Genomic DNA, 26972 nt, shown 5'->3' with positions numbered 1-26972 from the left:
GGACTCACCGGGCACCGGACTCATCGGAAGTCCCGCGAGCGGTGCATGACCCCCGTGCGGAGGTCTTCGAAGGCGTCGGCGAGCACATTGACGACCCCCTCCGGTGAGCGCTCGAGGATGCCGCGGATGATGAGCGCGGGGGACTCTCGGGCGATACGACCGAACCGACCCCAGACCCCCGTCGAGCAGATCACGTTCACCAACCCGCTCTCATCCTCGAGGTTGACGAAGGTGACGCCGGCGGCCGTGGCGGGTCGTTGTCGATGGGTGACGAGACCGGCCACCTCGACGCGTCGTCCGGTCTCATGCCGCTGCAGGTCCGCGGCCGTCAGGACGCCGCGAGCCCGGAGGTCGTCGCGGAAGTGCGTCATCGGGTGGTCGTCGGTCGAGATGCCGGTCGCCCAGAGGTCGGCCGAGAGGCGCTCGTAGCTGGTCTGGTCGGCGAACAGCGGCGGCTGCACCGCCACCGTGGTCCCCGGGAGGAAACGGGCGCGGTCTTCCGCGGCGGCCCCGGCGATCCAGATGGCCTCCCGGCGCTCCAACCCGAGGCACGCGAAGGCTCCGGCGGTGGCGAGGGCCTCCAACTGAGCGGCCGTCGCGTCGGTCCGGCGCACGAGGTCGTGCAGATCGCGGTAGGGGCCGTGTGCCTCCCGCTCGGCGACGATGCGCTCCGCCATCGGCACGCCGATCCCGCGGATGCCGCTGAGTCCCAGGCGCACCGCGAACCGTCCGTCCCGCCGGTGCGCCGCGGACTCGTCCGGTGCGCTCCGGTCGAAGCGGTGCACGGGCGGCTGCGGGTCGGCCAGGCAGTCGTCTCTCCCGGTCGTCCCTGCGGCGTCCGGCGTGAGGCGTTCGAGGGTCTCGGTGGCGGAGGAGAGATGGAGATCCGGGCGACGGACCTCCACGCCGTGCCGACGGGCATCCGCCGTGAGGGTCGCAGGGGAGTAGAAGCCCATCGGCTGCGACCGCAGCAGGCCCGCGAGGAAGGCGGCCGGATAGTGCAGCTTCAACCACGAGCTCGCGTAGACGAGCAGGGCGAAGGACAGGGAATGGGACTCGGCGAAGCCGAAGTTCGAGAACGCCTGGATCTGCGCGTAGATCCGGTCGGCGGCCTCGTCGACGAGCCCGCGGCGGGCCATCCCGGCGTACAGCTTGTCCCTGACCTTCTCGATCTTCTCCAGACCCCGCTTCGATCCCATCGCCCGGCGCAGCAGATCGGCCTCGTCGGCCGTGCAGTCGCCGACGGCCGTGGCCATCTGGATGAGTTGCTCCTGGAAGATGGGGATGCCGAGTGTCCGCGCGAGGATGTCCTCGAGGTCGCTGTGCGGGTAGGGGATGGGGAACTCCTCCGAGGGCTCGCCCCTGGCCTCCCGTTCCCGGTTCGCCTCGTCCACCTTGTCCTTCGCCATCTTCCGACGGACGAACGGGTGCACGGCGCCGCCCTGGATGGGGCCGGGGCGGATGAGGGCGATCTGGATGGCGAGGTCGTAGAAGCGTCGCGGCTGCAGCCGGGGGAGCAGCCCGATCTGCGCGCGGGACTCCACCTGGAAGACGCCGATCGAGTCGGCCCGGCAGAGCATGTCGTAGACGCCGGCCTCCTCCTTCGGCAGGGTCTCCAGCGTCCACTCCTCGCCCGTCGCCTCCCGGACCAGGTCGAAGCAGTGCTGCAGCGCCGCGAGCATGCCCAGACCGAGCAGATCGAACTTCACCAGTCCCATGAAGGCGGCGTCGTCCTTGTCCCACTGGATGACGGTGCGGTCCTCCATGCGGGCGTGCTCGACCGGCACCACCTCTCCGACCGGCCGGGCTGTGAGCACCATGCCGCCTGAGTGGATCCCCAGATGCCGTGGAGCCTTCAGCAGCTCGGCCGCGTAGTCGAGCACGGTGTCGGGGATGTCGTGGCCCTCCACGGGTTCGAGCCCTGATCCCCAGCCGTCCACCTGCCGTGACCAGGAGTCCTGCTGTCCTGGAGAGTGCCCCAGGGCTCTGGCCATGTCGCGGACGGCGTTCTTCGGCCGGTACTGGATGACGTTCGCCACCTGGGCCGCCCGCTCCCTGCCGTACTCCCGGTAGACCCACTGGATGATCTCCTCCCGTCGCCGTGAGTCGAAGTCCACGTCGATGTCCGGCTCCTCCGTGCGGGTGGTGGCGAGGAAGCGCTCGAAGGGGAGACGGTAGAGGATCGGGTCGACCGCGGTGATGCCCAGCAGATAGCAGACCGCGCTCGCCGCCGCCGAACCCCGGCCCTGGCAGAGGATGCCGCGTCGCCGGGCCTCCGTCACGATGCCGTGCACGATGAGGAAGTACCCGGGGAAGTCCTTCTCCTCGATCACGTCGAGCTCGCGGGCGATGCGTCGGCGGCCGTCCGCGTCCAGCCGCGGGTACTTCGACGGGACCGCCTCCCAGACCAGGTGCCGCAGCCAGCTCATCGGCGTGTGCCCCGGCGGGACGTCCTGACGGGGGAGGGCGGGGCGGGCCATCCGAAGTGGGAAGGCCGAGGCCGCGGCCAGCTCCAGGCCGTGCGAGATCGCACCAGGGTACCGCCGGAAGCGCGCCGTCATCTCCGCCCCGCTGCGCAGGTGCGCGCCGCCATGGGCCGGCAGCCAGCCGTCGAGCTCGTCCATGCTCCGGACCGCGCGGACCGCGGCCACCGCCTCGGCGAGAGGGGCCTGGTCCGGGCGGGCGTAGTGCACGTTGTTGGTCGCCACGACGGGCAGCCGCATCCGGCGGGCGAGGTCGGCGAGGGCGTCGTTGCGCCGGGTGTCCAGCGGATCGCCGTGGTCGAAGAGCTCGACGGAGACATTGTCGTGTCCGAAAAGTCCGACGAGATGGTGCAGCGGCGCGGCCGCGTCTCCGGCCTCCAGCCCCTGTCGTACCGCCCCCTTGCGGCAGCCGGTGAGGATCGTCCAGTGCCCGTCGGCGGTCGCCGCGAGCTCGTCGAGGTCGTAGACCGGGCGCCCCTTCTCCCCGCCGCGGAGCTGGGCCGCGGTGATCGCCCCCGACAGGCGGTGGTACCCCTCGAGGCCCCGGGCGAGCACGAGCAGATGCGTGCCCGGCGGATCGGCGGCCCCCTGCGGAGCGGAGGGCAGGTCGAGGGAGAGCTCGGCGCCGTAGACGGTCTGCAGCCGCAGCTCCATGAGCTCCGCCAGCTCGGCGAAGCGCGCGGCGCCGTAGAACCCGTCGTGGTCGGTGAGGGCGAGCGCGCTCAGGCCGAGACGCTCGGCCTCCGCGAGGAGGTCTTCGGGGGAGGACGCCCCGTCGAGGAAGGAGTAGGACGAGTGCGCGTGCAGCTCGGCATAGGGCACCGCCTCCTCCGGACGCTCCGGGAGGGCCGGGGGGACGCGCTTCCGCGGACGACTCACCGGTCCGGGATCCGGGCGGAGCCCCCGCGGTGCGGAGGTCGCTTCGGGAGTGGGCTCTCCGCTGAGGGTGCGTTCGAGCTGATCCCAGGTCAACGGCGGATTGTGCCAGCCCATCAGCGGTACCTCCCCTCAGCCCACCAGCGCTCGCCGGCCAGGAAGACCAGCCAGGCGCGATCGCGGTCGTCGATGATCTGGAGCCGGTGTCCTCGTTTGCCGCCGCCCGTGCTCCACCGCCGTTCATGCACGGGCCACGGGCCGGCCCAGGCCTGCACGGCCGCCCCGTCGATGCGGGCGGGGTCGTGCGTGAGGGCGCCACGATCGTCGACGTCGATCGTGCTCCCGTCCGCGGCGACGACGCCGATGGGGCGCGGTGGGCGGAACACCTCGGAGGGGAGAGGGTCGGGAAGGCTCCCCGGCCAGGGGGACCGCGGATCACGAGGCGGGACCGGGCGCTCGCCCCACGGCGTGAGCACCTGACGATCGGCGAGCCAGCGCCCTCCGGAGAGGGCGGCGGTGACCACGCCCTGATGCCCCAGCATGGTCTGCACCCGTGAGACCGCGTGATGCAGTCGCTCATCGGTGCCCGAGCCGAAGAGTCCAGGTTGATGGTGGGCCGCATCATCCACTGCGACGGGGAGGAGGCGGGCGGCCACGATGCCCCCGAATGCCCTCGCCTCGTCGACGGGCGCGCTCGCGGTCAGGGCGGCGACCGCCTCCAGCTGCCAGCGCACACGGTCCACGAGGTCGGCGGCGTCGAAGCTCGTCGGGTGCAGCCAGGTGCGGGAGTGGACGGCGCCGTCGTCGTCGGTCAGGTCGATCCGCACCTCGGTGCACACGAGCGACGCGTCCGCCAGAGCGAGCATCACGGCATCGGCGGTCTGCCGCACGGCGAAGGCCACCTGGTCGGTGCCTCCGAGAGGGGACTCGAACTCGATGGTCCTGGCCAGTTCGGGGTCGGGCGGTCGGGGAGCCAGTGGCCGGGAGTCGGCGCCGGCGGCGAGGGCCTGCAGGCGGGCACCGTGCTCGCCGAAGCGGTCGCGGACGTCGAGAGGGGCGAGCGCGGTGAACTCGCCGAGAGTGCGCACGCCGAGGCGGAGGAGGAGATCGCTGATCTGCTCGTCGCGGAGCACCTGCACGGGGTAGGGGGCCAGGAACTCGCGGGAGCCGCCCGGGGGCACGACCGTGCAGGACGCCGTTCCTCGGGCCGCGATCTCGGCGGTGAAGGGTCCGTCGGCGACGCCGACACGCACTTCGGGGAAGCCGGCAGCGGCGAGGATCGCGGACAGGGCTGTCGCCGCCTCGGCCTCTCCGCCGTGATAGCGGGCGATCCCGCGAGCGCGCAGGATCGCGAGGCCGGGGCGCAGCAGCGTCACGCCAGAGGCGTGCTTCTCGATGAGCTGCAGCACCGGGACGAAGGCACGCTCGTCCTTCTCGGCGTCGTGGGGGAGGACCTGCAGCGAGGAGAGGAGTCCCTGGGCGACGCGGCGACGCTGCCCGATGCGGACGCCGTGCGCGCGAGCGGATGCGGTGCAGGCGACGACCGTGTTGGCCTGCACCAGGGCCGTGGGCGGATGCGGCCCTCCGCCCAGCACCGCTCGCAGCGGCCAGTCGGGGAACCAGAGGACGAGGACACGGAGAGGGGTGCTCATCCCGCCTCCGCCCAGAAGAGGAGGTCGGACGACCCGGCCTCAGCGCCGTCCGTCGCAGAGGGAGCGAGCGGCGGCAGGGCGGTCAGCTCTGCGACCACGGTTTCCACGGCTCCGTGCCCGCCGGGCAGTCGGACACGCACGCTCGAGGCGCGAGGGCTGTGCCTGGTCCGCGCCGTGACCGTCACCGTGCAGTCCGAGAGCAGCCCCCACCCCTCGCCGAGCCCATGCCAGTCCGGGTCGTGCAGCCGGATGGTCCCCTCGCTCTGCGCCCAGCGCCCCGCGCCCGGTTCCTCCGCCACGAGCAGCGTGGACCCGCGGTCGCGCAGACGGGCGCTGAGTCGGGACACATCGGCGTCCTGTGCCCTCGTCGTGGGCTGCACGACGATCAGGGGCACCACCTCGGCCAGCGCGGATGCGACGGCGAGCCAGCGGTCCCCCGGGTCGGGGACGAGGATCAGTCGGCTCAGGTCGATGCCGTAGGCGGCAGCGGCCTCGACCCCCAGGGTGGGCATGCCGATCACCGCGCACCAGTGCCCGCGGTCGGAGGAGGCGCTGAGCAGCGCGAGCACGAGGGCGGGCGAGGGGGAGACGGTGTACGAGGTGCCCGTCTGCAGCCCCTCCTCCGGCAGCAGTGCGGCGAAGGCGGGATCGAGGGGGAGGAGCGTGTGCTCGCTGCGCCGTCGCTGCATCCGGCTGATCTCGCGGCGCAGCCGCAGGACCTCTCCGGCGCGGGTGTCGCTGGTCGGAGAGAGCGCGGTCATCGCATCGAGCCCGATCCCCATGTGTCCATCCTCGAAGATATGTACGAATAAAGCAAGTGACACGACTGACGCTAGTTCGTACATCCGACATCGCCTGGCGGGTTGTCCACAAGGCCCTCCGCGCCCTCCCGGATCTCCCTACCCTGCCGGGATGGACATCCGTCTCGCCCTCGTCGGTCTCGTGCACGGCGGCCTCCTCGCGGTCGGCATCCTGCTGGCCGTGATCGATGCGCGCACCCACCGGCTCCCGAACCGCATCGTGCTGCCGACCCTGTTCCTGCTGCTCCTGGCGGCGGCCGCCGACGCCGTCGCCACCGCCGACGCGGCCGCGCTGGGGCGGGGCCTGCTCGGGGCCCTCGTGCTCGGCGGCTTCTATGCGGCCCTGCGGCTGCTCAGCCGGGCGGGCATGGGCGGAGGCGATGTGAAGCTCGCCCTCGTGATCGGACTCGTCCTCGCCTGGCACGGCTGGGGCGCGTTCCTCCTCGGCGCCACGTCCGCCTTCGCGCTCGGAGCCGTCTACGCGCTCGTGCTCCTCGCCGCGGGACGGGCCGATCGGAGGACCCGCATCGCCTTCGGCCCGTGGATGATCGCGGGGGCGGTCCTCGGCGTCCTCGGCGGCTGACCGGGCGGGTCGCCCCGAATGAGGGAGGGCGGCGCTACCCTGGGCACATGGCACTCGCACGACTTCACGGCGGCCCGCTGGACGGGCAGATCATCCCCCTCGACGACGACGCGGACGACAAGCTGATCGTCCCCTACAGCGAGACGCAGGTGGTCTACAACCGCCGCGGCGAGCCGCAGAACACGGGCGAGGGCGACGGCCCCACCGAGATCGACTACTGGTTCGAGGAAGCCCTCGAGGACCTCACGCTCGAGGATGACTGAGCCCTCTCGCACCGTCGAGGTCGAGCGCAAGTACGACGTCGACGAGGGGACGCCCCTGCCCGACTGGACGGCGATCCCCGGAGTCGATGCGGTCTCGCCCGGTGAGCACCGCGCTCTCGACGCCCGCTATCTGGACACCGCGGATGGAACGCTGGCCCGTGCCGGCGTCGCGGTGCGCCGTCGCTCCGGCGGACCGGACGAGGGCTGGCACATCAAGGGCCCGCGGCAGGGCGACGGCCGGGTCGAACAGGGCTGGCCCCTCGGTGGCGAGGAGGTGCCGACGGCGGTGCGCGCAGCGATCGCCGCCTGGACGACCGCGCCGCTAGAGCCGCTCGCACGCATCGAGAACGACCGGACGGCCTACCTCCTCACCGGACCGGACGGCGTCGTGGCGGAGTTCGTCGACGACCGTGTGCGCGCGACCGATCTGCGCGGCGGAACACGTCGGGCGTGGCGGGAATGGGAGGTCGAACTCGGACCGGCGGCTCCGTCCGACGATGCCGGTCGCGCGGCGTTCTTCGCGGCGATCGAGCGCGCCGTGCGGGCGGCGGGCGGTCGCGAGGCCGGCTCCGATTCGAAGCTCGCCCGGGCTCTCGGCTTCTAGGCCGCCGACTCCTCGGATGCAACCCCTTTCCGCGTCCGGTTGCGGGGTGGTTGAGTGACCACATGAGTCGACCGCCCGTGCTCCGATCGCTGCAGACGATCGTCCCCGAGACCGTCCTCGTGCAGGAGCAGGTGCGCGACGTCTTCGCCGCGCAGCCCGGGCTGGGACGGCTGGCGCAGCGCATCGTGGCGACGTCGTTCAACGTCTCCGGCATCGACACACGGCACACCGTGATCGCGGAGCTGGCCGAAGACGCCGCCCCGGACGAACCGCTGTTCTATGACCGCGGCTCGGGACGGCTGTTGGCGCCGGGCACGAAGGCGCGCAATGACGTCTACACGCGTGAGGCGTCCCGTCTCTTCGTCGAGGCAGCGCGCCGCGCCCTCGAGGCGGACCCCGACCTGGACCCGGCGGACGTGACGCACGTCATCACGGTCTCCTGTACGGGCTTCCACGCCCCGGGACCCGAATACGAGATCGTGCGCGGGCTCGGCCTGTCCGACGCCGTCCAGCGGTACCACCTGGGCTTCATGGGCTGCTACGCCTCGATGCCGGCTCTCCGCGCGGCCGCACAGTTCTGCGCGGCCGATGAGAACGCGGTCGTCCTCGTCGTCAGTGTCGAACTGTGCACGCTGCACCTGCGCTCCTCCGAGGATCCGGACACCATCGTGGCCTCCTCCCTGTTCGCCGACGGGGCTGCCGCAGGGATCGTGACGGCACGGGACCTGCCCACGGCCGTCCCCGCGCTCCGGCTCGACGGCTTCCACACCGCGATCGTGCCGGAGGGTGTCGACGACATGGCCTGGACGATCGGCGACTCCGGTTTCGAGATGATCCTGTCGACCGCCGTCCCGCAGATCATCGGCGAGTCGATCATCGGGGCACTCGCGCCGCTCTACGGGCGGGAGGAGGGGCTGGCGGAGGCCTTCGCCGCCGGGCGGGTGGGCGACCGGGTGCGCCACTGGGCGATCCACCCGGGAGGGCGGAGCATCCTCGACCGCGTGCAGGAGCGGATGGCCCTGAGCGACGGGCAGCTGCGACCCGCGCGCGAGACGCTCCGCGAGTTCGGGAACATGTCGAGCGCGACCGTGCTGTTCGTGCTGAAGCGCATCCTCGAACGGGAGGGCGCGGAGGCCGGCGACCGCGTGGCGGCGATGGCCTTCGGACCTGGCCTCACCGCCGAGAGCGCACTGCTGACCGTCGTCGCTCCCGCACCGTGAGCGTGGATCTGTCGGCGCGCGCCGCCGACCTCGTCGAGCTCATGGACGACCCCGACGCGGACGAGGAGGCGCTCGGCCGCACGTACCGGCGCTTCAGCGCCGTCAATGCGGTCGTCTCACGCCCCGGGCGGCTGTACCGACGCGACATCCGCCCCCGGGCGGCGGCAGGGCGTCCGCTGCGCATCCTCGACATCGGCGCCGGCGGGGGAGACCTGTGTCGCGACCTCGTCCGGAGACTGCGACGCGATGGCCTCCGGGCCGACATCACCGCTCTGGACGCCGACGAGCGCGCGATCCGCTGGGCCTCGGCACACGACGACGGCGCGGGGATCCGCTATCGTCACGCATTCTCCAGCGACCTCGTGGCGGCGGGCGAGACCTATGACATCGTCCTCTCCAACCACGTCCTCCATCACCTCGACGCCGCAGCGCTGCACGCGGTGCTCGCCGACTCGCGTGCGCTGGTGGGCGACCGCGGACTCGTCTCCCACCACGACATCGCCCGCAGCCGTCTGGCCTATGGGGCGTTCGCGGCCGGGACCTGGCCGTTCGCGCGGAACCTCCTCGCCGGGTCCTTCATCCGGGTCGACGGTCTCCTGAGCATCCGCCGTTCGTACACTCCGCAGGAACTCGCGGCCGTCGCCCCGTCGGAGTGGGAGGTGCGGTCGCACCTGCCCGCACGACTCGAGCTGCGCTGGGAGGGCGCAGATGGTCGACCATGACGTCCTCGTGGTCGGGGGCGGTCCGGTCGGGCTGCTCCTCGCCTGCCTCGTGGCGCAGGACGGCCGCCGGGTGCGGGTGTACGAGCGTCGCACGGACCAGGGTACGCAGACGCGCGCGATCGGGATCCACCGTCCGGGGCTCGATGCCCTCGATGCTGCCGGGGTGGGCACCGAGGTGCGCTCCGAGGCGCTCCGGCTGTCCGGCGGGGAGGTCCGCAGTCGCGGGCGGCGGCTCGCCGCCCTGACCTTCCCGTCCGAACGTCCGATCCTCACGCTCGCGCAGCCGCGCACCGAGGAACTGCTGCGAGGCCGTCTCCGGGCGCTGCAACCGGATGCACTGCAGTCCGGTCGCACCGTCAGGTCTCTCCGTGACGAGGGTCCGTTCGTGCGGGCCGGGATCGACGACGAGCACGGGTGCCGCCAAGAGACGGCGTCGATCGTGGTCGTCGCCGACGGCGTGCGGAGTCCTTTCCGGACGGCGTTCGGTGCCGGCTGGGACCCGCGGTCGGGGAGCGCGGGCTACGCGATGCTCGACGTCGATGCCCCGCAGGCCGACGATCGCGCCGTGCTGTACTTCGAGCCGGACGGCCTCGTCGAGTCCTTCCCCATGCCGGGCGGGCGGCACCGCTGGGTGGTGCGCGAAGACCGTGGCAGGACGGTGGCATCGGCTGCTGAGCTGGCAGGCCTCGTCGAGCAGCGGACGGGGCACGCTCTCGACGTGGACCCGGCCGCGCCCGTGTCGTCGTTCCGCGCGGCCCAGCACGCCGCGCGACGGCTGCATCGCGGACGGATCGTCCTGCTCGGGGACGCCGCGCACGAGGTGAGCCCCATCGGCGGTCAGGGCATGAACCTGGGCTGGGCGGATGCGCTCCGGCTGCGGGACGCGTTGCGCCGGACCGACCGGGGCGCCGTCCCCGTCCTGGACGGCTTCGCCCGGGAGGTATGGCGGACCACGCGGAAGGCGCATCGTCGTTCCGCGTTCTTCATGGCGATGGGGGCTCCGGCTATCCTCCCGGTCGTCGTCGTCCGGGAGGGGCTGGTCGGCGTGCTCGGCTCCTCGGCACTGCGCGGGTGGACGACCGGCCTCATCACGATGCGCGGCCTGTGACGCGAGAAGGCCCGGTCCGCGTTGCGCGGACCGGGCCTTCGTCGAGGCGTCGGATCAGAAGTTGATCATGTGGCCGGCCAGGCCATGGAAGCCCTCCTGCAGCGCCTCAGACAGCGTCGGGTGCGTGTGCACGTTGCGGGCCAGCTCGAGAGCCGTGAGGTCCCACTTCTGCGCGAGGGTCAGCTCGGGCAGCAGCTCCGACACGTCGGGGCCGATCATGTGCGCGCCGATGAGCTCGAGGTGCTCGGCGTCGGCGATGAGCTTGACGAAGCCGACCGGCTCGCCGAGGCCGTGCGCCTTGCCGTTGGCCATGAACGGGAAGGTCGCGACCTTGATCTCACGCCCCTCGTCCTTGGCCTGCTGCTCGGTGAGCCCGAACGAGGCGACCTGCGGCGAGCAGAACGTCGCGCGCGGCATCATGCGGTAGTCGCCCAGCGTCATGGTCTCGGCGCCGCCGATGGTCTCGGCCGCGACGACACCCTGCGCCTCGGCGACGTGCGCGAGCTGCAGCTTGGCGGTGACGTCGCCGATGGCGTAGATGCCCTCGACGTTCGTGCGCATGTGGTCGTCGATGTCGATCGCACCGCGCTCCGTCAGCTTCACACCCGTCTTGTCGAGTCCGAAACCCTCGACGTTCGGGGCGAACCCGACCGACATGAGCACCTTGTCGGCCTCGATCGACGCCTGCTGGCCGTCCTTGCCCGTGTACGAGACGGTGACGGAGGAACCGTTGTCGACGACCGACTCGACCTTGGTGGAGGTGAGGATGTCGACGCCGTAGTTCTTGTACTGCTTCGTGATCTCCTTCGACACGTCGGCGTCCTCGTTGGGAAGGGCCCGGTCGAGGAACTCGATGATCGTGACCTTCACGCCGTAGTTCGTCATCACGTAGGCGAACTCCATGCCGATGGCGCCGGCGCCGACGATCACGATGGACTTCGGCAGCTCACGGGAGAGGATCTGCTCCTCATAGGTCACGACGTTGTCGCTGAGCTGCACACCGGGGAGCAGGCGGACCTTCGATCCCGTCGCGATGATCGCGTTGTCGAACGTGACCTCCTCGGTGGAGCCGTCCGCCTTCGCGACCGAGATGGCCTTCGGGCCGGTGAAGGTGCCGCGGCCGTCGTACTCGGTCACCTTGTTCTTCTTCATGAGGAAGTGGATGCCCTTGACCCGGCCGTCCGCGACGACGCGGCTGCGGTCGAACGCCTTGCCGTAGTCGATCGTGAACTCTCCGGAGATCCCGAAGAAGTCGGCCTTGTGGTTCAGGGTGTGCGCGATCTCCGCGTTCTTCAGGAGCGCCTTGGAAGGGATGCAGCCGACGTTGAGGCAGACACCACCCCAGTACTTCTCCTCGATGATCGCGGTGGACAGGCCGAGCTGTGCGCTGCGAACCGCAGCGACGTATCCGCCAGGACCTGCACCAAGGATGACGACGTCGTAATGTGGCATGCCTTAAGCCTATCGCTCCGAGGGGGCGTCGGAATCGGTGGGAGCCGGTCCCCGAGGACGGCGCACGATGAGCCAGACGACCACACTCAGCGCGGCGAGCACGCCGAGGATCACCAGGACCCAGATCCATGTCGAAGCGGCTCCGGCGTCGTCTCCCGTGTCCGGTGCCGTCGTCGCGGTCGCCTCGGGCGTGGTGGTCTGCTCCGTCGTCGGCGCCGCGGTCGGGGGAGCGGTGGTGGGCTCGCCCGTCGCGGCACCCTCGTCATCGACGGTGACGGTGAAGGAGAACTCGCCGGACGTGGGGTGGCCGTCGCTCGAGACGACCTTCCAGACGACGCGATACTCGCCGGCGGGCCCCGAGCCGGTCAGGGGCTGGGTCACGATCGCCCCGTCGACCGTCGGGGCGCCGTCGATCACGGATTCGCCGGCCGGATCGGTGACGGTGAGCTCCGTCGCTCCTTCGCCGTCGATGAGCTTGGCGCTGAAGGTGAGGGTCAGCTCCGCGGGCAGCGTCTCCACGCTGCTGTCCGCCGCGGGCGACGACGACACGAGGGCGTCGTGGGCCGAAGCCGACAGCGGGGAGAGGAGGACGAGGAACGCGGCGAGGAGGGTGGCCGCGAGGGCGATCGGGGCCGCCGGGCGGCGCAGAGCTGTGGTCTTCACGAGTCCAGCCTATGAATCCCCGGTATGGGACCGCTGAGTGCGAAAGCGGCCTCCCGCGCACCCCTCTGGATCGGATAGTCTGGACAGCCAGGAGGGCACAGTGACAGACAGCGACAGCCGACCGGCCGGTGAAGCCGCCATCCATCGCTCCGGCGAGCCGAGACACGATGTGACGCAGACGTTCGGACACGATTCCGATCTGTCGTTCGTCCCGTTCGGCGTGGAGTTGACCGATGTCGAGCAGTCGGCCATCGCGGCGCTGCCCTCGGGCTCGGCTCTGCTGCTCGTCCGTTCCGGAGCGCTCGCCGGTGCGCGGTATCTCCTCGACACCGACGTGACCACCGTCGGCCGCCACCCGGAGGCCGACATCTTCTTCGATGACGTCACGGTGTCCCGTCGTCACGCGGAGATCACCCGGACCGGGACGACGTTCGAGATCATCGACCAGCGCTCCCTCAACGGCACCTATGTGAACGGGGAGCGCGTGGACCGCAGCCCCCTGGCGGACGGCTCCGAGCTGCGCGTCGGCAAGTTCCGTCTGAACTTCTTCGCGTCCCCGCTCGACCGCGCGGCGAACGCCTGATGGCGGCAACTCCCGCCCGCGAACGCTCGGCGTCCGCGGGCCTGCTGAGTATCGGTCAGGTGCTCGCACGCCTCACTCCGGAGTTCCCCGACCTGACCTCCAGCAAGCTGCGGTTCCTCGAGGTGCAGGGCATCGTCCGGCCCTCCCGCACCGAGTCCGGCTACCGGAAGTTCTCCTCCGCCGATATCGAACGGCTCCGTCTGGGACTGACGCTGCAGCGGGATCACTACCTTCCGCTCAGCGTCATCCGCGAGCAGCTCGACGAGGCGGAGGCCTCGGGGGAGACGGCGGCGCTCGCGCCGCCGCCCTCGATCGCCCCGGCGCCGCGTCGTTATCGCCGTGACGAGCTGCTGGCTGCAGCAGGCGCGGGCCCGCAGCTGCTCAACGACGCCATCAGCACCGGCGTCATCACCGCGCAGGAGACCTACTCGGATTCCACCGTCGCGCTGCTCCGTGGGCTCGTCGCCCTCGACCGGCACGGCATCGAGCCGCGTCATCTCCGCTCCCTGCGACAGGGTGCGGAGCGTGAGGTCTCGCTCATCGAGTCGGCGCTCTCCACGCTGCTGCGCCGAACCGATGCCGCCTCGCGGGCGCGCGCCAACGAGCTCGCGCCGGAACTGGCCACACGGATCGACGACGTCCGGACCTTGTTCGTGAAGGACGCACTCACGCGGATCCTTTCGTAACGAACTGATTGCGACACACCTTCGGCGCCGCGCGGATGTCGTTGCCGGTGCCGGGACCCTGCTCTACCGTGGAGATAACCGTTCCAGGGAGGATTTCAGATGAATGCGGATGAGCTCGCAGGCGACCCGCGGTTCGTGACCGAACTCCTCTTCACCGACGGTCTGCCCGCGATGGACGACGAGGTCGGCTACCGCGGCGCCGTGGCGGCACGTGCGGCCGGCATCACGTACCGTCAGCTCGACTACTGGGCACGCACCGAGCTCGTCGAGCCCACGGTGCGCGGCGCGAACGGCTCCGGTTCGCAGCGCCTCTACGGGTTCCGCGACATCCTCGTCCTGAAGCTCGTGAAGAGCCTGCTCGACACCGGGATCTCCCTGCAGCAGATCCGCACCGCGGTGGACGAGCTCCGCCGCGCCGGTATCCGCGACCTCGCGGGGACGACCCTTATGAGCGACGGGGCTTCGGTCTACCTCTGCACGTCGAACGACGAGGTCATCGACCTGGTCAGTCGCGGTCAGGGTGTCTTCGGTATCGCGGTCGGCAAGGTCCTGCGCGAGGTGGAGTCGACGCTCGTCGCCTTCGACGCCTCCGCTCCCGACCCCGTCGACGAGCTCTCCGCCCGTCGCGCCAAGCGCTCCGCCTGACGGCCCCCGCTCCACGAAGAACGGCCACCCTCGAAGAGGATGGCCGTTTCGTCGTTCCGGGGTCTCAGCTCTGCGGTCCGGTCTCCGGGACGGGGATCCGACCCGTGCGGATGATGCGGTCGAGGAGCTGGTCGAAGTCTGCGGCGAGTTCCTGCGCCGAGTCGCCGGGCCAGATGTGCAGCGGCTTCGCGGCGCCCTGCGCCTGCTGGAGAGAGGTGCGCTCCGGCAGTTGCGGCGAGAGGACGAGAGGGCCGAACATGTCCCGCAGCTCCTTGATACGGAACTGGTGCTCGATCGACTGCGGGCGCACGCGGTTGACCACGATGCCCAGCGGCTGGAGGCGCGGGGAGAGGCCGCGGCGGATCTCCTCGATCGCACGGAGGGCACGGTCTGCTGCCGCTACGGAGAAGAGGCCGGGCTCGGTGACGACCATGACGCGGTCGCTCGCCGCCCACGCGGTACGGGTGAGGGCGTTCAGCGAGGGCGCGCAGTCGATGAGCACGAGGTCGTAGTCCGCCTCGACCGCTGCGAGCGCCTCCTCGAGCTTCCATACATCGCGGACGCTCGGGTGCGGGCCGTCGAAGTTGATGGCGGACGGACTGCCGATCAGCACGTCGATCGTGCCGGGGTGGACCTTGGCCCAGCCGCTGGAGGTGATCGCCTGACGGACGGTCTTCTCCTTCGGGTTCGCCAGCACATCGGCGATGTTGAGTCGTCCCGCGACCTGGATGTCCATCCCGGTGGAGACGTCGGACTGCGGGTCGAGGTCGACGACGAGCGTCCGGACACCCCGGGCGAAAGCCGCGGAGGCCAGCCCGAGTGTCACGGTCGTCTTGCCGACGCCCCCCTTGAGAGAGCTGACGCTGAGTACGTGCACGGAGACCACGTTACCTTCCCCTAGGCTGGGGGAACACTCAGCCCCGCCCCATGTGCGTGCCTCGGCCGTGCATCGAGCTCTCAGAGGTGTGCATGTTCCAGAAGATCCTTGTGGCGAATCGTGGCGAGATCGCGATCCGGGCATTCCGGGCAGCGGTCGAGGTGGGGGCGCGCACCGTCGCCGTCTTCCCGCACGAGGACCGCGGCTCGGTCCATCGGCTCAAGGCCGACGAGGCGTACGAGATCGGCGAGCGCGGGCACCCGGTCCGCGCCTACCTGGATGTCGACGAGATCATCCGCGTGGCCACCGAGGCCGGTGCCGACGCCATCTACCCCGGCTACGGCTTCCTCTCGGAGAACCCCGAGCTGGCGGAGAAGGCCGCGGCGAACGGCATCGTGTTCATCGGGCCGCCGGCGAAGGTCCTCGAGATGGCAGGCAACAAGGTGGAGGCGAAGCGCCACGCCGTCGAAGCGGGCGTCCCCGTGCTCCGGTCCACCGAGGCCTCGGACGACGTCGACGCCCTGGTCGCCCAGGCGGAGGAGATCGGGTTCCCCCTCTTCGCGAAGGCGGTGGCCGGGGGAGGCGGCCGTGGCATGCGGCGCGTCGAGACGCTCGGCGATCTCGGACCGGCCCTCGCCGAGGCCATGCGGGAAGCCGGCAGCGCCTTCGGCGACCCCCGGATGTTCCTCGAGCAGGCCGTCGTCCGGCCGCGGCACATCGAGGTGCAGATCCTCGCGGACAAGACCGGCGAGACGGTGCACCTGTTCGAGCGGGACTGCTCCGTGCAGCGGCGGCATCAGAAGGTCGTCGAGATCGCTCCCGCCCCCAACCTCGACGACGACGTGCGCCAGGCTCTGCACGGCTACGCCGTGGCCTTCGCCCGCTCCATCGGCTACGAGAACGCGGGGACCGTCGAGTTCCTGCTGGAGACGGCGGGGGAGCGTGCCGGCGAAGTCGTGTTCATCGAGATGAACCCGCGCATCCAGGTCGAGCACACGGTCACCGAGGAGGTGACCGACGTCGACCTCGTGCAGAGCCAGATGCGCATCGCCGCGGGGCAGACCCTCGCCGAGCTGGGACTGCAGCAGGAGAATCTGCACCTGCGCGGTGCCGCACTGCAGTGCCGCATCACCACGGAGGACCCGACGCAGGGCTTCCGTCCCGACACCGGGAAGATCACGACCTACCGCTCGCCCGGCGGCGCGGGCATCCGTCTCGATGGCGGCACCGTGCACCAGGGCGCCCAGATCAGCCCGCACTTCGACTCGATGCTGGCGAAGCTCACGTGCCGAGGACGCGACTTCCCGGCCGCCGTCGCCCGCGCGCGCCGTGCCCTCGCCGAGTTCCGCATCCGCGGTGTCTCCACGAACATCCCCTTCCTCCAGGCTCTGCTCGACGACGAGGCGTTCATCCGGGGCGACGTCAGCACGTCCTTCATCGACGAGCGCCCGGAGCTGCTCCGAGGACGCGCCTCGAAGGACCGCGGGACGAAGATCCTCAACTGGCTCGTCGACGTGACGGTGAACAAGCCGCACGGCGCGCACCCCGGCGTCATCGACCCCGCGACCAAGCTGCCGCCGATCGACCTGGCGGTCGAACCGGTGCCCGGATCCCGGCAGCGGCTGCTCGAGGTCGGTCCCGAGGAGTTCGCTCGCGGCCTGCGTGCGCAGAGCGCCCTCGCGATCACCGACACGACCTTCCGCGACGCGCACCAGTCGCTGCTCGCGACCCGGGTCCGCACGAAGGACCTCGTCGCCGCCGCTCCGTACCTCGCCCGGCTGACACCGGAGCTGCTGTCGGTCGAGGCCTGGGGCGGCGCCACCTACGACGTCGCGCTCCGCTTCCTGGGCGAGGACCCGTGGGAGCGACTGGACAAGCTGCGGGCGGCCCTGCCGAACGTCGCGATCCAGATGCTGCTGCGTGGCCGGAACACGGTCGGCTACACGCCGTACCCGACGGCGGTGACCGAGGCCTTCGTCGCGGAGGCGGCAGCGAGCGGCGTCGACATCTTCCGCATCTTCGACGCGCTCAACGACGTGGAGCAGATGCGCCCGGCGATCGAGGCGGTCCGCGCCACGGGGACCGCGGTCGCGGAGGTCGCGCTCTGCTACACCGGCGACCTGCTGGATCCGGCGGAGGGGCTCTACACCCTCGACTACTACCTCGGACTCGCGGATCAGATCGTCGCCGCGGGCGCGCACATCCTCGCGATCAAGGACATGGCGGGCCTGCTCCGTCCCGCCGCCGCCGCGAAGCTCGTCTCGGCGCTCCGTGAGCGCTTCGACCTGCCCGTGCACCTGCACACCCACGACACCCCGGGCGGACAGCTCGCGACCCTGCTCGCGGCCAGCGCCGCCGGCGTCGATGCGGTGGATGCCGCGTCGGCCCCGCTGTCCGGCACGACCAGTCAGCCGTCGCTGTCTTCGCTCGTGGCCGCGCTCGCCCACACGGAGCGGGACAGCGGGATCTCCCTCGCCGCGGTCTCCGACCTGGAACCGTACTGGGAGGCGGTGCGTCGCCAGTACGCGCCGTTCGAGTCCGGGCTGCCGGGACCCACCGGACGTGTGTACCACCACGAGATCCCCGGCGGACAGCTGTCGAACCTCCGGCAGCAGGCGAAGGCTCTCGGCCTCGCGGACGACTTCGAACTCATCGAGGACATGTACGCCGCAGCCGACCGCATCCTCGGACGCGTCCCGAAGGTCACCCCGTCGTCGAAGGTCGTGGGGGACCTCGCCCTGCACCTCGCCGCGGTGAAGGCCGATCCCGCAGACTTCGAGGCGAACCCCGAGAAGTACGACGTGCCGGACTCCGTAGTCGGGTTCATGGCCGGAGAGCTCGGCGACCTCCCCGGTGGCTGGCCCGAGCCCTTCCGCTCCAAGGTGCTCGCCGGCCGTTCCGTGCGAACCGGCCTCACGGCGCTGACGGACCAGGACGAGGCGGAGCTGGCGGGGACGAGCGCGCAGCGGCGCTCCCGCCTGAACACGCTGCTGTTCCCCGCGCCCACGGCCGAGTTCACGGAGCGGCGCGAGCAGTACGGCGATCTGTCCGTGCTCGACACGAGCGACTACCTCTACGGGCTGGTCCCCGGCCAGGAGCACCTCATCGAGATCGACCGTGGGGTGCAGCTCTACGTGGGTCTCGAAGCCATCGGCGAGGCGGACGACAAGGGCATGCGGACCGTCATGACGACCCTGAACGGTCAACTCCGGCCCGTGTTCGTGCGGGATCGTTCCATCTCCGTGGATGCACACGAGGTGGAGAAGGCGGACACGTCCGTTCCCGGCCAGGTGGCGGCGCCGTTCTCCGGAGTGGTCACCCTCAAGGCCGAGCTCGGGGCGACGGTGCGGGCCGGTGAGCCGGTCGCGTCGATCGAGGCGATGAAGATGGAGGCTGCCATCACCGCCCCCGTGGACGGGGTCGTCGAGCGGCACGCCATCGCCGAGACGCAGCAGGTGGACGCGGGTGATCTTTTGGTCGTGATCCGACCGGCGCACTAATCTTGTCCGGGCGAGGCCGCGCACCCTGGGCGCATCCCGAGGCCCGCACAGGTTGGAGTGACACGTGACCGCGAAGAACAACGCCGATCCCGAAGACAGTCCGCTGGGGGTGCTCGACGACGCTGCGTCCGTCGACACCGCCGGCATCGGCATCCTCGGCGGGACCGCGCAGGTGCGGGTGACCCTGCCGGCGGAGGAGGACGACGACCTCGCCGACGACGGCGTGGTGGAGGGAGAGGTCGGCATCGACCTCGTCGTCGACGACCTCACGCTGCCCGCCGCGCCGAAGCCCGTCCTGGATCCGCCGCGCACCGACGACGTGATCGATGCGGTCGTGGTGGAGGAGCCCGTGCCGATGGCAGATGCCGCCCCGGATCGGGTCGCCGAGGAGGAGGCTGCGGCTCTCTTCCTTGCGAAGGCCGGTGCCGACCGTGCGGAGAGCCCGGCGGCGAAGACGGCGCGCGCCCCGCAGCCACCCGTGCAGAAGGAGACCACGATGCCCGCATCCGACGACAAGCCCGTCGCCTCCGCGCCCACGCGTCCGGGCCCGCGCACCGACGTGACGCTCACCGCGAAGCGCCTCGACGAGTTGGGGGAGTCCGCCCGCGAATCCGCGGACCTCCTCACCACCGATCGCCTCCTCGACCCGCATCGTGTGGCCAAGCCGGAACCCGAGGGCGGGTGGAGCCATCTGCTCTACACGCTGTCCGGTCGGCGGCTGAACATCGGCGACGGGCGCCGTGCGCGCGAGCGCAAGGAGCTGACCGCGCGCATCGCGGCCCCGCTCGCTGGCGGCGCCCGCTTCGTGCCGGTGCTCTCCCGCAAGGGCGGCGTGGGCAAGACCACCGTCACGGCGCTCCTGGGCATGGCACTCGCGGACGCGCGGGAGGACCGTGTCATCGCCGTGGACGCGAACCCCGATCGGGGAACTCTCGCCGACCGGGTGCAGCGCGCCGCGCACGGCAAGTCCGTGCGAGACCTGGTGCGCATCCGCGACGACGTGCGGGGCTACCACGACGTCTCCGCCATCGTCGCTCGGGATGCGACGCGCCTCGATGTGCTCGCGTCGGACGCGGATCCCCGCGTCGCCGAGGCCTTCAGCGACGACGACTACCGCGACGTCGCGGACGTGGCCGCGCACTACTACTCGCTCGTGCTCACCGACACCGGCACCGGCATCGTCCACTCCGTGATGTCGGCCACCCTCGACCTCGCCGACCAGATCGTCATCGTCTCCGGCCTCAGCGTCGACGAGGCGCGACTGGCCTCCGAGACGCTCACGTGGCTGGAGACCAACGGGTACGCGCAGCAGGCGCGGGATGCGATCGTGGTGCTCAACCAGTCCACGCCCGGCACGCCGCTCGTGCGTCTCGGAGAGCTCCAGGCGCACTTCGCGTCGCGGGCCCGCAGCGTCGTGCGTGTGCCGTACGACCCGCAGATCGCCGCGGGCGGGACGATCGTCTTCGCGAACCTCCTCCCCGAGACGCGGAAGGCGGCACGCGAACTCGCGGCGCTCCTCGTCGAGGGTCTCCGGGCGAAGGCCGCCTGATGACGGTCCGAGAGATCCGCATCTTCGGCGACCCGGTCCTGCGGACCGTCTGCGCGCCCATCGAGGAGATCGACGACGGCGTGCGCGCCCTGGTCACCGATCTCCTGGAGACCGTCGAGCTCCCCGGTCGCGCCGGCGTTGCGGCCCCGCAGATCGGCGTCGCGCTCCGTGCCTTCAGCTACAACGTCGACGGCGAGATCGGGTACGTCCTCAACCCCGTGCTCACGGAGGTGCGCGGCGAGCCCGAGCCGACGGGGGAGGGCTGCCTCTCGGTGCCGGGACTCTGGCACGACGCGCAGCGCCACCCCTGGGCCCGGGTCGAGGGGATCGACCTCGACGGGCAGCCGGTGGTGCTGGAGGGGGACGGCTTGCTCGCGCAGGCCCTCCAGCACGAGACCGACCACCTCGACGGCAAGCTCTTCCTCTCCCGGCTCGACCCCGAGACCCGGAAGATCGCGATGCGCGAAGTTCGAGAGAGCTCCTGGTTCTAGCCCCGACCCACCCCTTCTCGTACGAACCGGCCCCTTACGCGCGAGTGCAAGGGGCCGGTTCGGTCAGAAGGGGGTGGGTCGACCTGTGGGTCAGCCGCCGATCGCGACGTTGGTCGTGGCGACCGGCTCGTCGTAGATCGCGGAGATCTCGTCGGCGAAGTCGTTCATGATGATGTTCCGCTTGATCGACAGCTTCGGGGTGAGGTGGCCCGAGGCCTCCGTCCACTCCGAGTCCAGGATCGTGAACTTGCGGATGGACTCCGCGCGCGACACCCGCTCGTTCGCCGCGTCGACCGCGCGCTGCACCTCGGCGCGGACCTGCGGGTTTGTCGAGGCCTCCGCCAACGTCATCTTCTCGTCGAGACCGTTGTTCGCGAGCCAGGTCGGCAGCATCTCCGGGTCGAGGGTGACGAGTGCCGAGATGAACGGACGCTGGTCGCCGACGACGACGACCTGCCCCACGATCGGGTTCGCGCGGATCGGGTCCTCGAGGGCGGCCGGGGCGACGTTCTTGCCGCCCGCCGTGACGATGATCTCCTTCTTGCGCCCGGTGATCGTGAGGAATCCGTCGGCGTCGAAGCTGCCGATGTCGCCGGTGTGGAACCAGCCGCCGTCGCTGAACGCCTCGGCGGTGGCCTCCGGGTTGTTCCAGTACTCCTTGAACACGTTGATGCCCCGCACCTCGATCTCGCCGTCGTCGGCGAGACGCACCCCGACGCCGGGGAGGGCGGGGCCGACCGTGCCGATCTTCGACTTCGAGGCGAGGTTCACCGTCGCGGGCGCCGTCGTCTCGGTCAGACCGTAACCCTCGAGGATCACCACGCCGAGGCTGTGGAAGAAGTGGCCGAGGCGCGCGCCCAGGGGAGCGGAGCCCGACACCGCGTAGACGACGTTGCCGCCCATGGCCTCACGGAGCTTGGAGTAGACGAGCTTGTTGAAGAGCGCGAACTTCAGCTTCGTGCCGAACGGGATCTTCTTGCCCTCCTCCAGCAGCCGGGAGTGCTCGATCGCGACGTCGGCCGCAGCGCGGAAGATCTTGCCCTTGCCACCCGCCTCGGCCTTCTGCTCGGCGGAGTTGTAGACCTTCTCGAACACGCGGGGGACCGCGAGGAGGAAGGTGGGCTTGAACGAGCCGAGGGCCGGCAGCAGCTGACGCGTGTCGGGCTGGTGGCCGGTGCGCACCCCGGCGTGAACGTTGAGGATGGAGATGAAGCGCGCGAAGACGTGCGCCGTCGTGATGAAGAGCAGGGTGGAGGAGCCGGGGGTCTGCACGACCTCGTCGAGGGCCTTCGCGGAGTTGCGGGACAGCTCGACGAAGTTGCTGTGCGTGAGCACGCATCCCTTGGGTCGTCCGGTGGAGCCCGAGGTGTAGATGAGGGTCGCGATGTCCGAGCCGACGGCGAGGTTCCGGCGACGCTGGATCTCGTCATCGGAGACCGAGGCTCCCTGCGCGGTGAGCGTGTCGATGGCGCCCAGATGCAGCTGCCAGACCTCCCGGAGCAGCGGCAGGTCGCCGCGCACCTCGTCGACGCGGGCGAAGTGCTCCGGCGACTCGACGAGGAGCGCGATCGCGCCGGAGTCCTCGAGGATCCACTGGATCTGCGACGGCGAGCTCGTCTCGTAGATCGGCACCATCACCGCACCGGCGTAGAAGAGGGCGAAGTCGACGAGGCTCCACTCGTAGGTGGTGCGGGCGAGGAAGCCCACCTTCTCGCCCGGCTGGATGCCCGCGGCGGCGAAGCCCTTCGCGAGCGCGATCACGGCGGTCTCAAAGTCGGCGGCGGAGATGTCGCGCCACCCGTCGCCCTGCGGGACGGAGAACAACGCCCGGTCGGGAGTCGCCTCGACGCGCTTCGCAAGCAGGTCGGCGACGTTCGCGTCGGGATCGGCGGGGACGATCGCGGGGACTTCAAACTGGACCACGGCAGCTCCTTCGGTACCGGTCGGGCACGGGCGTTGGTCCGAGTCTAGGGCATGGCACCGGGTCGCGGTCAGGGTGAAACTCAGTCGCTTCCCGGGTCGAGAGACGAGAAACGTGAGGCGATGTGCATCGCGGCGCTAGACTTCACCTCGATGTTCTACTGGCTGATGAAGTACGTCGTGATCGGCCCCGTGGTCAAGGCCGTGTTCCGCCCCTGGATCGTGGGGCGGAAGAACGTGCCCGCGACCGGGGCGGCGATCCTCGCCAGCAACCATCTTTCCTTCGCGGACTCGATCTTCCTGCCCCTCGTGATCGATCGGTCGATGTCGTTCCTCGCGAAGAGCGACTACTTCACCGGACGCGGCCTCAAGGGGTGGTCCACCCGCTTCTTCATGAAGGCGACGGGCCAGATCCCCATCGACCGCTCCGGTGGCAAGGCCTCGGAGGCCTCCCTGAACACCGGCCTCCAGGTCCTCGGCGGGGGCGACCTGCTCGGCATCTATCCGGAGGGCACCCGCAGCCCCGACGGCAAGCTCTACCGCGGCCGCACCGGCATCGCCCGGATGGCGCTCGAAGCGAAGGTCCCCGTCATCCCGGTCATCATGGTCGACACCGACACGGCGATGCCCATCGGCCGCCGGATCCCGCGCGTCATGCGGGTCGGGATCGTCATCGGCGAGCCGCTCGACTTCTCTCGCTACGCCGGCATGGAGAACGACCGCTACATCCTCCGCTCCGTCACGGATGAGATCATGGTGGCGCTCCAGCGGCTCGGTCAGCAGGAGTACGAGGACGTCTACGCATCGACCGTCAAGGACCGCCTCCCGGCGCGCGTCACATAGCCTCCGGAGCGCGTCTCGGCGGTGTCGCCGCCCACTAGGCTGGACGCATGCTCCCGCACCACATCGAAGCCCTTGATGCCTGGCGCTCGCTTCCCATCAAGCAGCAGCCGCAGTGGCCAGACGCCGACCGCGTCGCCGACGTCTCCCGGCAGATCTCGAGCCTTCCGCCGCTGGTCTTCGCGGGTGAGGTCGACAACCTTCGCGACCGTCTCGCCAGGGCGGCCTCCGGGCAGGCCTTCCTCCTCCAGGGCGGCGACTGCGCCGAGACCTTCGCCGGGGCGACGGCCGAGCAGATCCGCAACCGCATCAAGACGGTGCTGCAGATGGCCGTGGTGCTCACGTACGGCGCCTCCATGCCGGTCGTCAAGATGGGGCGCATGGCCGGGCAGTTCGCCAAGCCGCGCTCCAGTGACACCGAGACCCGCGGCGAGGTGACGCTGCCCGCGTACCGTGGCGACATCGTCAACGGCTACGACTTCACCGAGGGCTCGCGTCAGGCCGACCCCGGTCGTCTGCTGCAGGGCTACCACACCGCGGCATCGACGCTGAACCTCATCCGGGCCTTCACCCAGGGTGGATTCGCCGACCTCCGGGAGGTGCACTCCTGGAACAAGGGCTTCGCCCAGAACCCCGCCAACCAGCGCTACGAGCGCATGGCCGCCGAGATCGATCGTGCGATCAAGTTCATGGAGGCCGCCGGCGCGGACTTCGACGAGCTGAAGCGGGTCGAGTTCTTCACCGGCCACGAGGGTCTGCTCATGGACTACGAGCGCCCGATGACGCGGATCGACTCCCGGACGGACACGCCGTACAACACCTCGGCCCACTTCCTGTGGATCGGGGAGCGCACGCGCGAGCTCGACGGCGCGCACGTCGACTACTTCTCGAAGATCCGGAACCCGATCGGCGTGAAGCTGGGCCCCACCACGACGCCGGAGACGGCGCTGGCGCTCATCGACAAGCTCGACCCGGAGCGCGAGCCCGGCCGCCTGACGTTCATCACGCGCATGGGTGCCGGCCGCATCCGCGACGCGCTGCCCCCTCTGCTGGAGGCGGTCCGCGAGTCGGGTGCGCAGCCGCTGTGGGTCACCGACCCGATGCACGGCAACGGCATCACCACGCCCACCGGATACAAGACGCGCCGTTTCGACGACGTCGTCGACGAGGTCCGCGGCTTCTTCGAGGCCCACCGCGCCGTGGGTACGTTCCCCGGCGGCATCCACGTCGAGCTGACCGGCGACGACGTCACCGAGTGCCTGGGCGGATCGGAACAGATCGACGAGGCGGCCCTCGCGACTCGCTACGAGAGCCTGTGCGACCCGCGTTTGAACCACATGCAGTCCCTGGAGCTGGCCTTCCTCGTGGCCGAGGAGCTCGAGAAGCGCTGATCCGCGGGCGGAATGCACGAAGGGGCCGGAACGATGTTCCGGCCCCTTCGTCGTATCGCCGTCAGCCGGCGAAGCTCATGGTGAGCGTGATGCTCGTGCCCTTCCGCTGCGGGTCGGACGGGCTGTACGACTCCACGCGCGTGTTCTCGTTCGCGAGGAGATCCCACACCGAGTCGGGCAGACCGGTGCTGCTCGTGTAGCTCCAGGTGAAACCGGCGTCGCGCAGCGCGCCGGTTGCCTCATCCCGCGTCATCCCGGAGACATCGGGCACGTCGAACAGCGGCGGCCCCTGGGAGACGATCAGCTGGATCGTCTCGCCCGGGCGCCACGATCCTCTCTCGGCGCGGTCCGCGTAGCCGATGACGCGGTCCTTGCCGATGGAGTCGCTCGGGCGGTAGATGTTCTCCTCCGCCACCTTCAGGCCCTTTCCGGTGAGCGTCTCGGTGGCCTGCTTGACCGTCATGTCCGTGACGTCCGGCACCGGGCCGCGTGACACCTGGATGGTCGCCGTGTCCTTCTCGTGGGCCGTGCATCCCTGGTCGCAGGCGAAGGCATCTCCGCCGTCCCGAGGGGTGATGCGGACATTGATGACCGATCCGTCCGTGGTGTCGGTGAAGTACTCCTCGTCGTCGGTGATCTCCAGATTCGCCGCCTGCAGCGCGGCCCGCACATCGTCGGCCGACTGCCCCGCGACCGGGGCGAGGTCGTGCGAGGCCGGGCCGGCGGATACGACCACGGCGACGGTGGTGCCCTTGTCGATCCTGGTGCCCGAGCCGGGGTCCGTCTCGATGACGATCCCCTTCTCGACATCGACGGAGAACTCGTCGCGCTGGGCGGGTTCGAAGCCGGCTTCGGTGAGGTCGGCGGCGGCCTCGTCGTAGGTCTGGCCCGCCACATCGGGCACCGCGATCAGCGAACCGGGACCGGAGCCGAACCACCATCCGACGCCGCCGGCGAGGACGGCGAGCAGCAGCACGAGGGAGAGGAGGAAGGTACCGCGGGCGCGGCGCTTGGCGGCTCGCCGGCGGAGGATCGTGGCGTTGTCGATCCCCGGGGACGTGGCCGTCGCCGGTTCGGGAAGGACCATGGTGCCCGGCATGACCTTGGTGAGGTCTCCGGAATCCGCCTGGTCGCGGGAAGCGCCGGTGGTCCGGGTCACGGCGGGGGCGACGCCGATCTCGCGCTCGATCTCGCGCAGGCGCTCGAGCATCTGCTGGGCATCGTCCGGACGCTCGTCCGGAGACTTCTCGGTCGCCCACAGCACGAGCTCGTCGAGCTGCTCCGGCACTGCGGGATTGCGGACGCTGGGCCGGGGAACCGACTCCGTGGCGTGCTGGAACGCGATCTGCATCGGCTGCTCGCCCTTGTAGGGCTGCTCGCCGACGAGCATCTCGTAGAGCATGATGCCGAGCGCGTAGATGTCGCTGCGGGCGTCGGCGGTGCCGCGGGTGACGAGCTCGGGCGCGAGGTACGCGATCGTCCCGAGGAGCTGCTGCCCGGTCGCGGTGTTCGCGGTCGTCGCTCTGGCGAGTCCGAAGTCGCCGATCTTGATGCGGCCGTCCTCCGCGAGCAGGACGTTCTCCGGCTTCACGTCGCGATGGACGATGCCCGCCCGATGCGCGGCGGAGAGCCCGGCGAGAACGGCGTCCATGATGGTGATCGTCTGAGCGACGGTGAGGCGCTTCTGCTCGCGGAGCAGCTCCCGCAGGGTGATGCCTGGCAGATACTCCATGACGAGGTAGGCGAGCTCCCCGTCCTGGCCCTGATCGAAGACGTTGACGACGTGCGGGTCGGCGAGCCGCGCCGCGGCGCGCGCCTCCTGGATGAACCGGCTCTGGAACGCGGAGTCGTCGCTGAGGTGGGCGTGCATGACCTTCAGGGCGATGCGACGCTCCAGTCGGAGGTCGGTGGCGACATAGACCGTGGCCATTCCGCCGCGGGCGATCCGCGCACGCACCCGGTACCGACCGTCGACAAGCCGCCCGATGAGGGGGTCGGCTTGATGATTGGTCGTCACGACAGAAGTCTATGGACGATTGGCTGAAAGCCCCGGGAACGCCTCAC

Annotated in this window: 22 protein-coding genes; 14 read left to right on the top strand and 8 right to left on the bottom strand. The window is 70.5% G+C overall.

All coding sequences use genetic code 11. The features are described from left to right. Positions 1–20 precede the first annotated feature (20 nt). Genes KVS71_RS09090 through KVS71_RS09080 form a run of 3 tightly spaced genes read right to left on the bottom strand, consistent with a single transcriptional unit; the run spans position 21 to position 5793 of the window. Positions 21–3476 (bottom strand): error-prone DNA polymerase, encoded by a 3456-nt coding sequence (locus KVS71_RS09090; RefSeq protein ID WP_217584379.1) that lies wholly within the window; start codon positions 3474–3476, stop codon positions 21–23. Next, the gene (locus tag KVS71_RS09085) at positions 3476–5011 is read right to left on the bottom strand and encodes a DNA polymerase Y family protein (RefSeq protein WP_217584378.1); all 1536 of its coding nucleotides are present in this window, start codon (positions 5009–5011) and stop codon (positions 3476–3478) included. The genes KVS71_RS09090 and KVS71_RS09085 overlap by 1 nt, the downstream gene beginning before the upstream one ends. After that, positions 5008–5793, bottom strand: coding sequence for a hypothetical protein (locus KVS71_RS09080; protein WP_144881325.1), 786 nt, complete (start codon positions 5791–5793; stop codon positions 5008–5010). The genes KVS71_RS09085 and KVS71_RS09080 overlap by 4 nt, the downstream gene beginning before the upstream one ends. 130 nt (positions 5794–5923) lie before the next feature. On the opposite strand from KVS71_RS09080, the gene KVS71_RS09075 reads away from it, so the two are divergent. From KVS71_RS09075 to KVS71_RS09050, 6 genes are all read left to right on the top strand, one after another. Then, the gene (locus KVS71_RS09075) at positions 5924–6394 is read left to right on the top strand and encodes an A24 family peptidase (RefSeq protein ID WP_217584377.1); all 471 of its coding nucleotides are present in this window, start codon (positions 5924–5926) and stop codon (positions 6392–6394) included. A 47-nt stretch (positions 6395–6441) separates the two neighbouring features. Continuing rightward, a complete protein-coding gene (locus KVS71_RS09070; RefSeq protein ID WP_025105115.1) occupies positions 6442–6657 on the top strand; it encodes a hypothetical protein in 216 nt (71 codons plus the stop codon). After that, the gene (locus KVS71_RS09065; RefSeq protein WP_060921147.1) at positions 6650–7261 is read left to right on the top strand and encodes a CYTH domain-containing protein; all 612 of its coding nucleotides are present in this window, start codon (positions 6650–6652) and stop codon (positions 7259–7261) included. The genes KVS71_RS09070 and KVS71_RS09065 overlap by 8 nt, the downstream gene beginning before the upstream one ends. Before the next feature lie 62 nt (positions 7262–7323). Further along, positions 7324–8481: a type III polyketide synthase gene (locus tag KVS71_RS09060; protein ID WP_254635589.1), complete on the top strand. Its 1158-nt coding sequence runs from the start codon at positions 7324–7326 to the stop codon at positions 8479–8481. Continuing rightward, complete coding sequence (locus KVS71_RS09055) at positions 8478–9203, top strand: methyltransferase domain-containing protein (protein ID WP_217584376.1); 726 nt, start codon at positions 8478–8480, stop codon at positions 9201–9203. Before KVS71_RS09060 ends, KVS71_RS09055 begins: the two co-directional genes overlap by 4 nt. Then, on the top strand, positions 9190–10311 hold the full coding sequence (locus KVS71_RS09050) for an NAD(P)/FAD-dependent oxidoreductase (RefSeq protein ID WP_217584375.1): 1122 nt from the start codon (positions 9190–9192) through the stop codon (positions 10309–10311). Before KVS71_RS09055 ends, KVS71_RS09050 begins: the two co-directional genes overlap by 14 nt. Positions 10312–10365: 54 nt before the next feature. Here the strand turns inward: KVS71_RS09050 and lpdA are convergent, their stop codons facing one another. Both lpdA and KVS71_RS09040 read right to left on the bottom strand, forming a co-directional pair. After that, entirely contained in the window at positions 10366–11763 is a 1398-nt protein-coding gene (lpdA, locus tag KVS71_RS09045) for a dihydrolipoyl dehydrogenase (protein WP_060921151.1), read from the bottom strand. A 9-nt stretch (positions 11764–11772) separates the two neighbouring features. Further along, on the bottom strand, positions 11773–12426 hold the full coding sequence (locus tag KVS71_RS09040; RefSeq protein ID WP_217584374.1) for a copper resistance CopC family protein: 654 nt from the start codon (positions 12424–12426) through the stop codon (positions 11773–11775). 100 nt (positions 12427–12526) lie between these two features. On the opposite strand from KVS71_RS09040, the gene KVS71_RS09035 reads away from it, so the two are divergent. The 3 genes from KVS71_RS09035 (at position 12527) to KVS71_RS09025 (ending at position 14340) form a co-directional block, all read left to right on the top strand. After that, positions 12527–13009: an FHA domain-containing protein gene (locus KVS71_RS09035; RefSeq protein WP_060921153.1), complete on the top strand. Its 483-nt coding sequence runs from the start codon at positions 12527–12529 to the stop codon at positions 13007–13009. Continuing rightward, a complete protein-coding gene (locus KVS71_RS09030; RefSeq protein WP_060921154.1) occupies positions 13009–13695 on the top strand; it encodes a MerR family transcriptional regulator in 687 nt (228 codons plus the stop codon). Before KVS71_RS09035 ends, KVS71_RS09030 begins: the two co-directional genes overlap by 1 nt. Before the next feature lie 99 nt (positions 13696–13794). Beyond that, entirely contained in the window at positions 13795–14340 is a 546-nt protein-coding gene (locus KVS71_RS09025) for a MerR family transcriptional regulator (protein ID WP_060921155.1), read from the top strand. Between the two features lie 64 nt (positions 14341–14404). Here KVS71_RS09025 and KVS71_RS09020 read toward each other — a convergent pair whose 3' ends face one another. After that, positions 14405–15217, bottom strand: coding sequence for a ParA family protein (locus KVS71_RS09020; protein WP_060921164.1), 813 nt, complete (start codon positions 15215–15217; stop codon positions 14405–14407). Between the two features lie 92 nt (positions 15218–15309). Between KVS71_RS09020 and KVS71_RS09015 the strand changes: the two genes are divergently transcribed. The 3 genes from KVS71_RS09015 to def all read left to right on the top strand — a co-directional run bounded on the left by KVS71_RS09015 (position 15310) and on the right by def (position 20757). After that, positions 15310–18717: a pyruvate carboxylase gene (locus KVS71_RS09015; protein WP_217584373.1), complete on the top strand. Its 3408-nt coding sequence runs from the start codon at positions 15310–15312 to the stop codon at positions 18715–18717. A gap of 64 nt (positions 18718–18781) precedes the next feature. Beyond that, positions 18782–20266 (top strand): MinD/ParA family protein, encoded by a 1485-nt coding sequence (locus KVS71_RS09010; RefSeq protein WP_217584372.1) that lies wholly within the window; start codon positions 18782–18784, stop codon positions 20264–20266. Continuing rightward, the gene (gene def / locus KVS71_RS09005) at positions 20266–20757 is read left to right on the top strand and encodes a peptide deformylase (RefSeq protein ID WP_144881307.1); all 492 of its coding nucleotides are present in this window, start codon (positions 20266–20268) and stop codon (positions 20755–20757) included. Before KVS71_RS09010 ends, def begins: the two co-directional genes overlap by 1 nt. Before the next feature lie 90 nt (positions 20758–20847). Here the strand turns inward: def and KVS71_RS09000 are convergent, their stop codons facing one another. Beyond that, a complete protein-coding gene (locus KVS71_RS09000) occupies positions 20848–22680 on the bottom strand; it encodes a long-chain fatty acid--CoA ligase (protein ID WP_144881305.1) in 1833 nt (610 codons plus the stop codon). A gap of 150 nt (positions 22681–22830) precedes the next feature. Here KVS71_RS09000 and KVS71_RS08995 point away from each other — a divergent pair, with 150 nt between their 5' ends. Next, positions 22831–23520 carry a 1-acyl-sn-glycerol-3-phosphate acyltransferase gene (locus KVS71_RS08995; protein ID WP_060921165.1) on the top strand — a complete coding sequence of 230 codons (690 nt, stop codon included), beginning with the start codon at positions 22831–22833 and terminating at the stop codon, positions 23518–23520. Positions 23521–23567: 47 nt separating this feature from the next. Beyond that, entirely contained in the window at positions 23568–24908 is a 1341-nt protein-coding gene (locus KVS71_RS08990) for a class II 3-deoxy-7-phosphoheptulonate synthase (protein WP_029989865.1), read from the top strand. A 61-nt stretch (positions 24909–24969) separates the two neighbouring features. Here KVS71_RS08990 and pknB read toward each other — a convergent pair whose 3' ends face one another. Then, entirely contained in the window at positions 24970–26925 is a 1956-nt protein-coding gene (gene pknB / locus KVS71_RS08985; protein ID WP_217584371.1) for a Stk1 family PASTA domain-containing Ser/Thr kinase, read from the bottom strand. Positions 26926–26972 lie beyond the last annotated feature (47 nt).

The sequence above is a fragment of the Microbacterium sp. GbtcB4 genome, from assembly GCF_019091465.1.
Classification (GTDB): domain Bacteria; phylum Actinomycetota; class Actinomycetes; order Actinomycetales; family Microbacteriaceae; genus Microbacterium; species Microbacterium paraoxydans.
The sequence above is the reverse complement of the archived record's forward strand: the minus strand, read 5'-3'. Positions and strand labels throughout refer to the sequence as shown.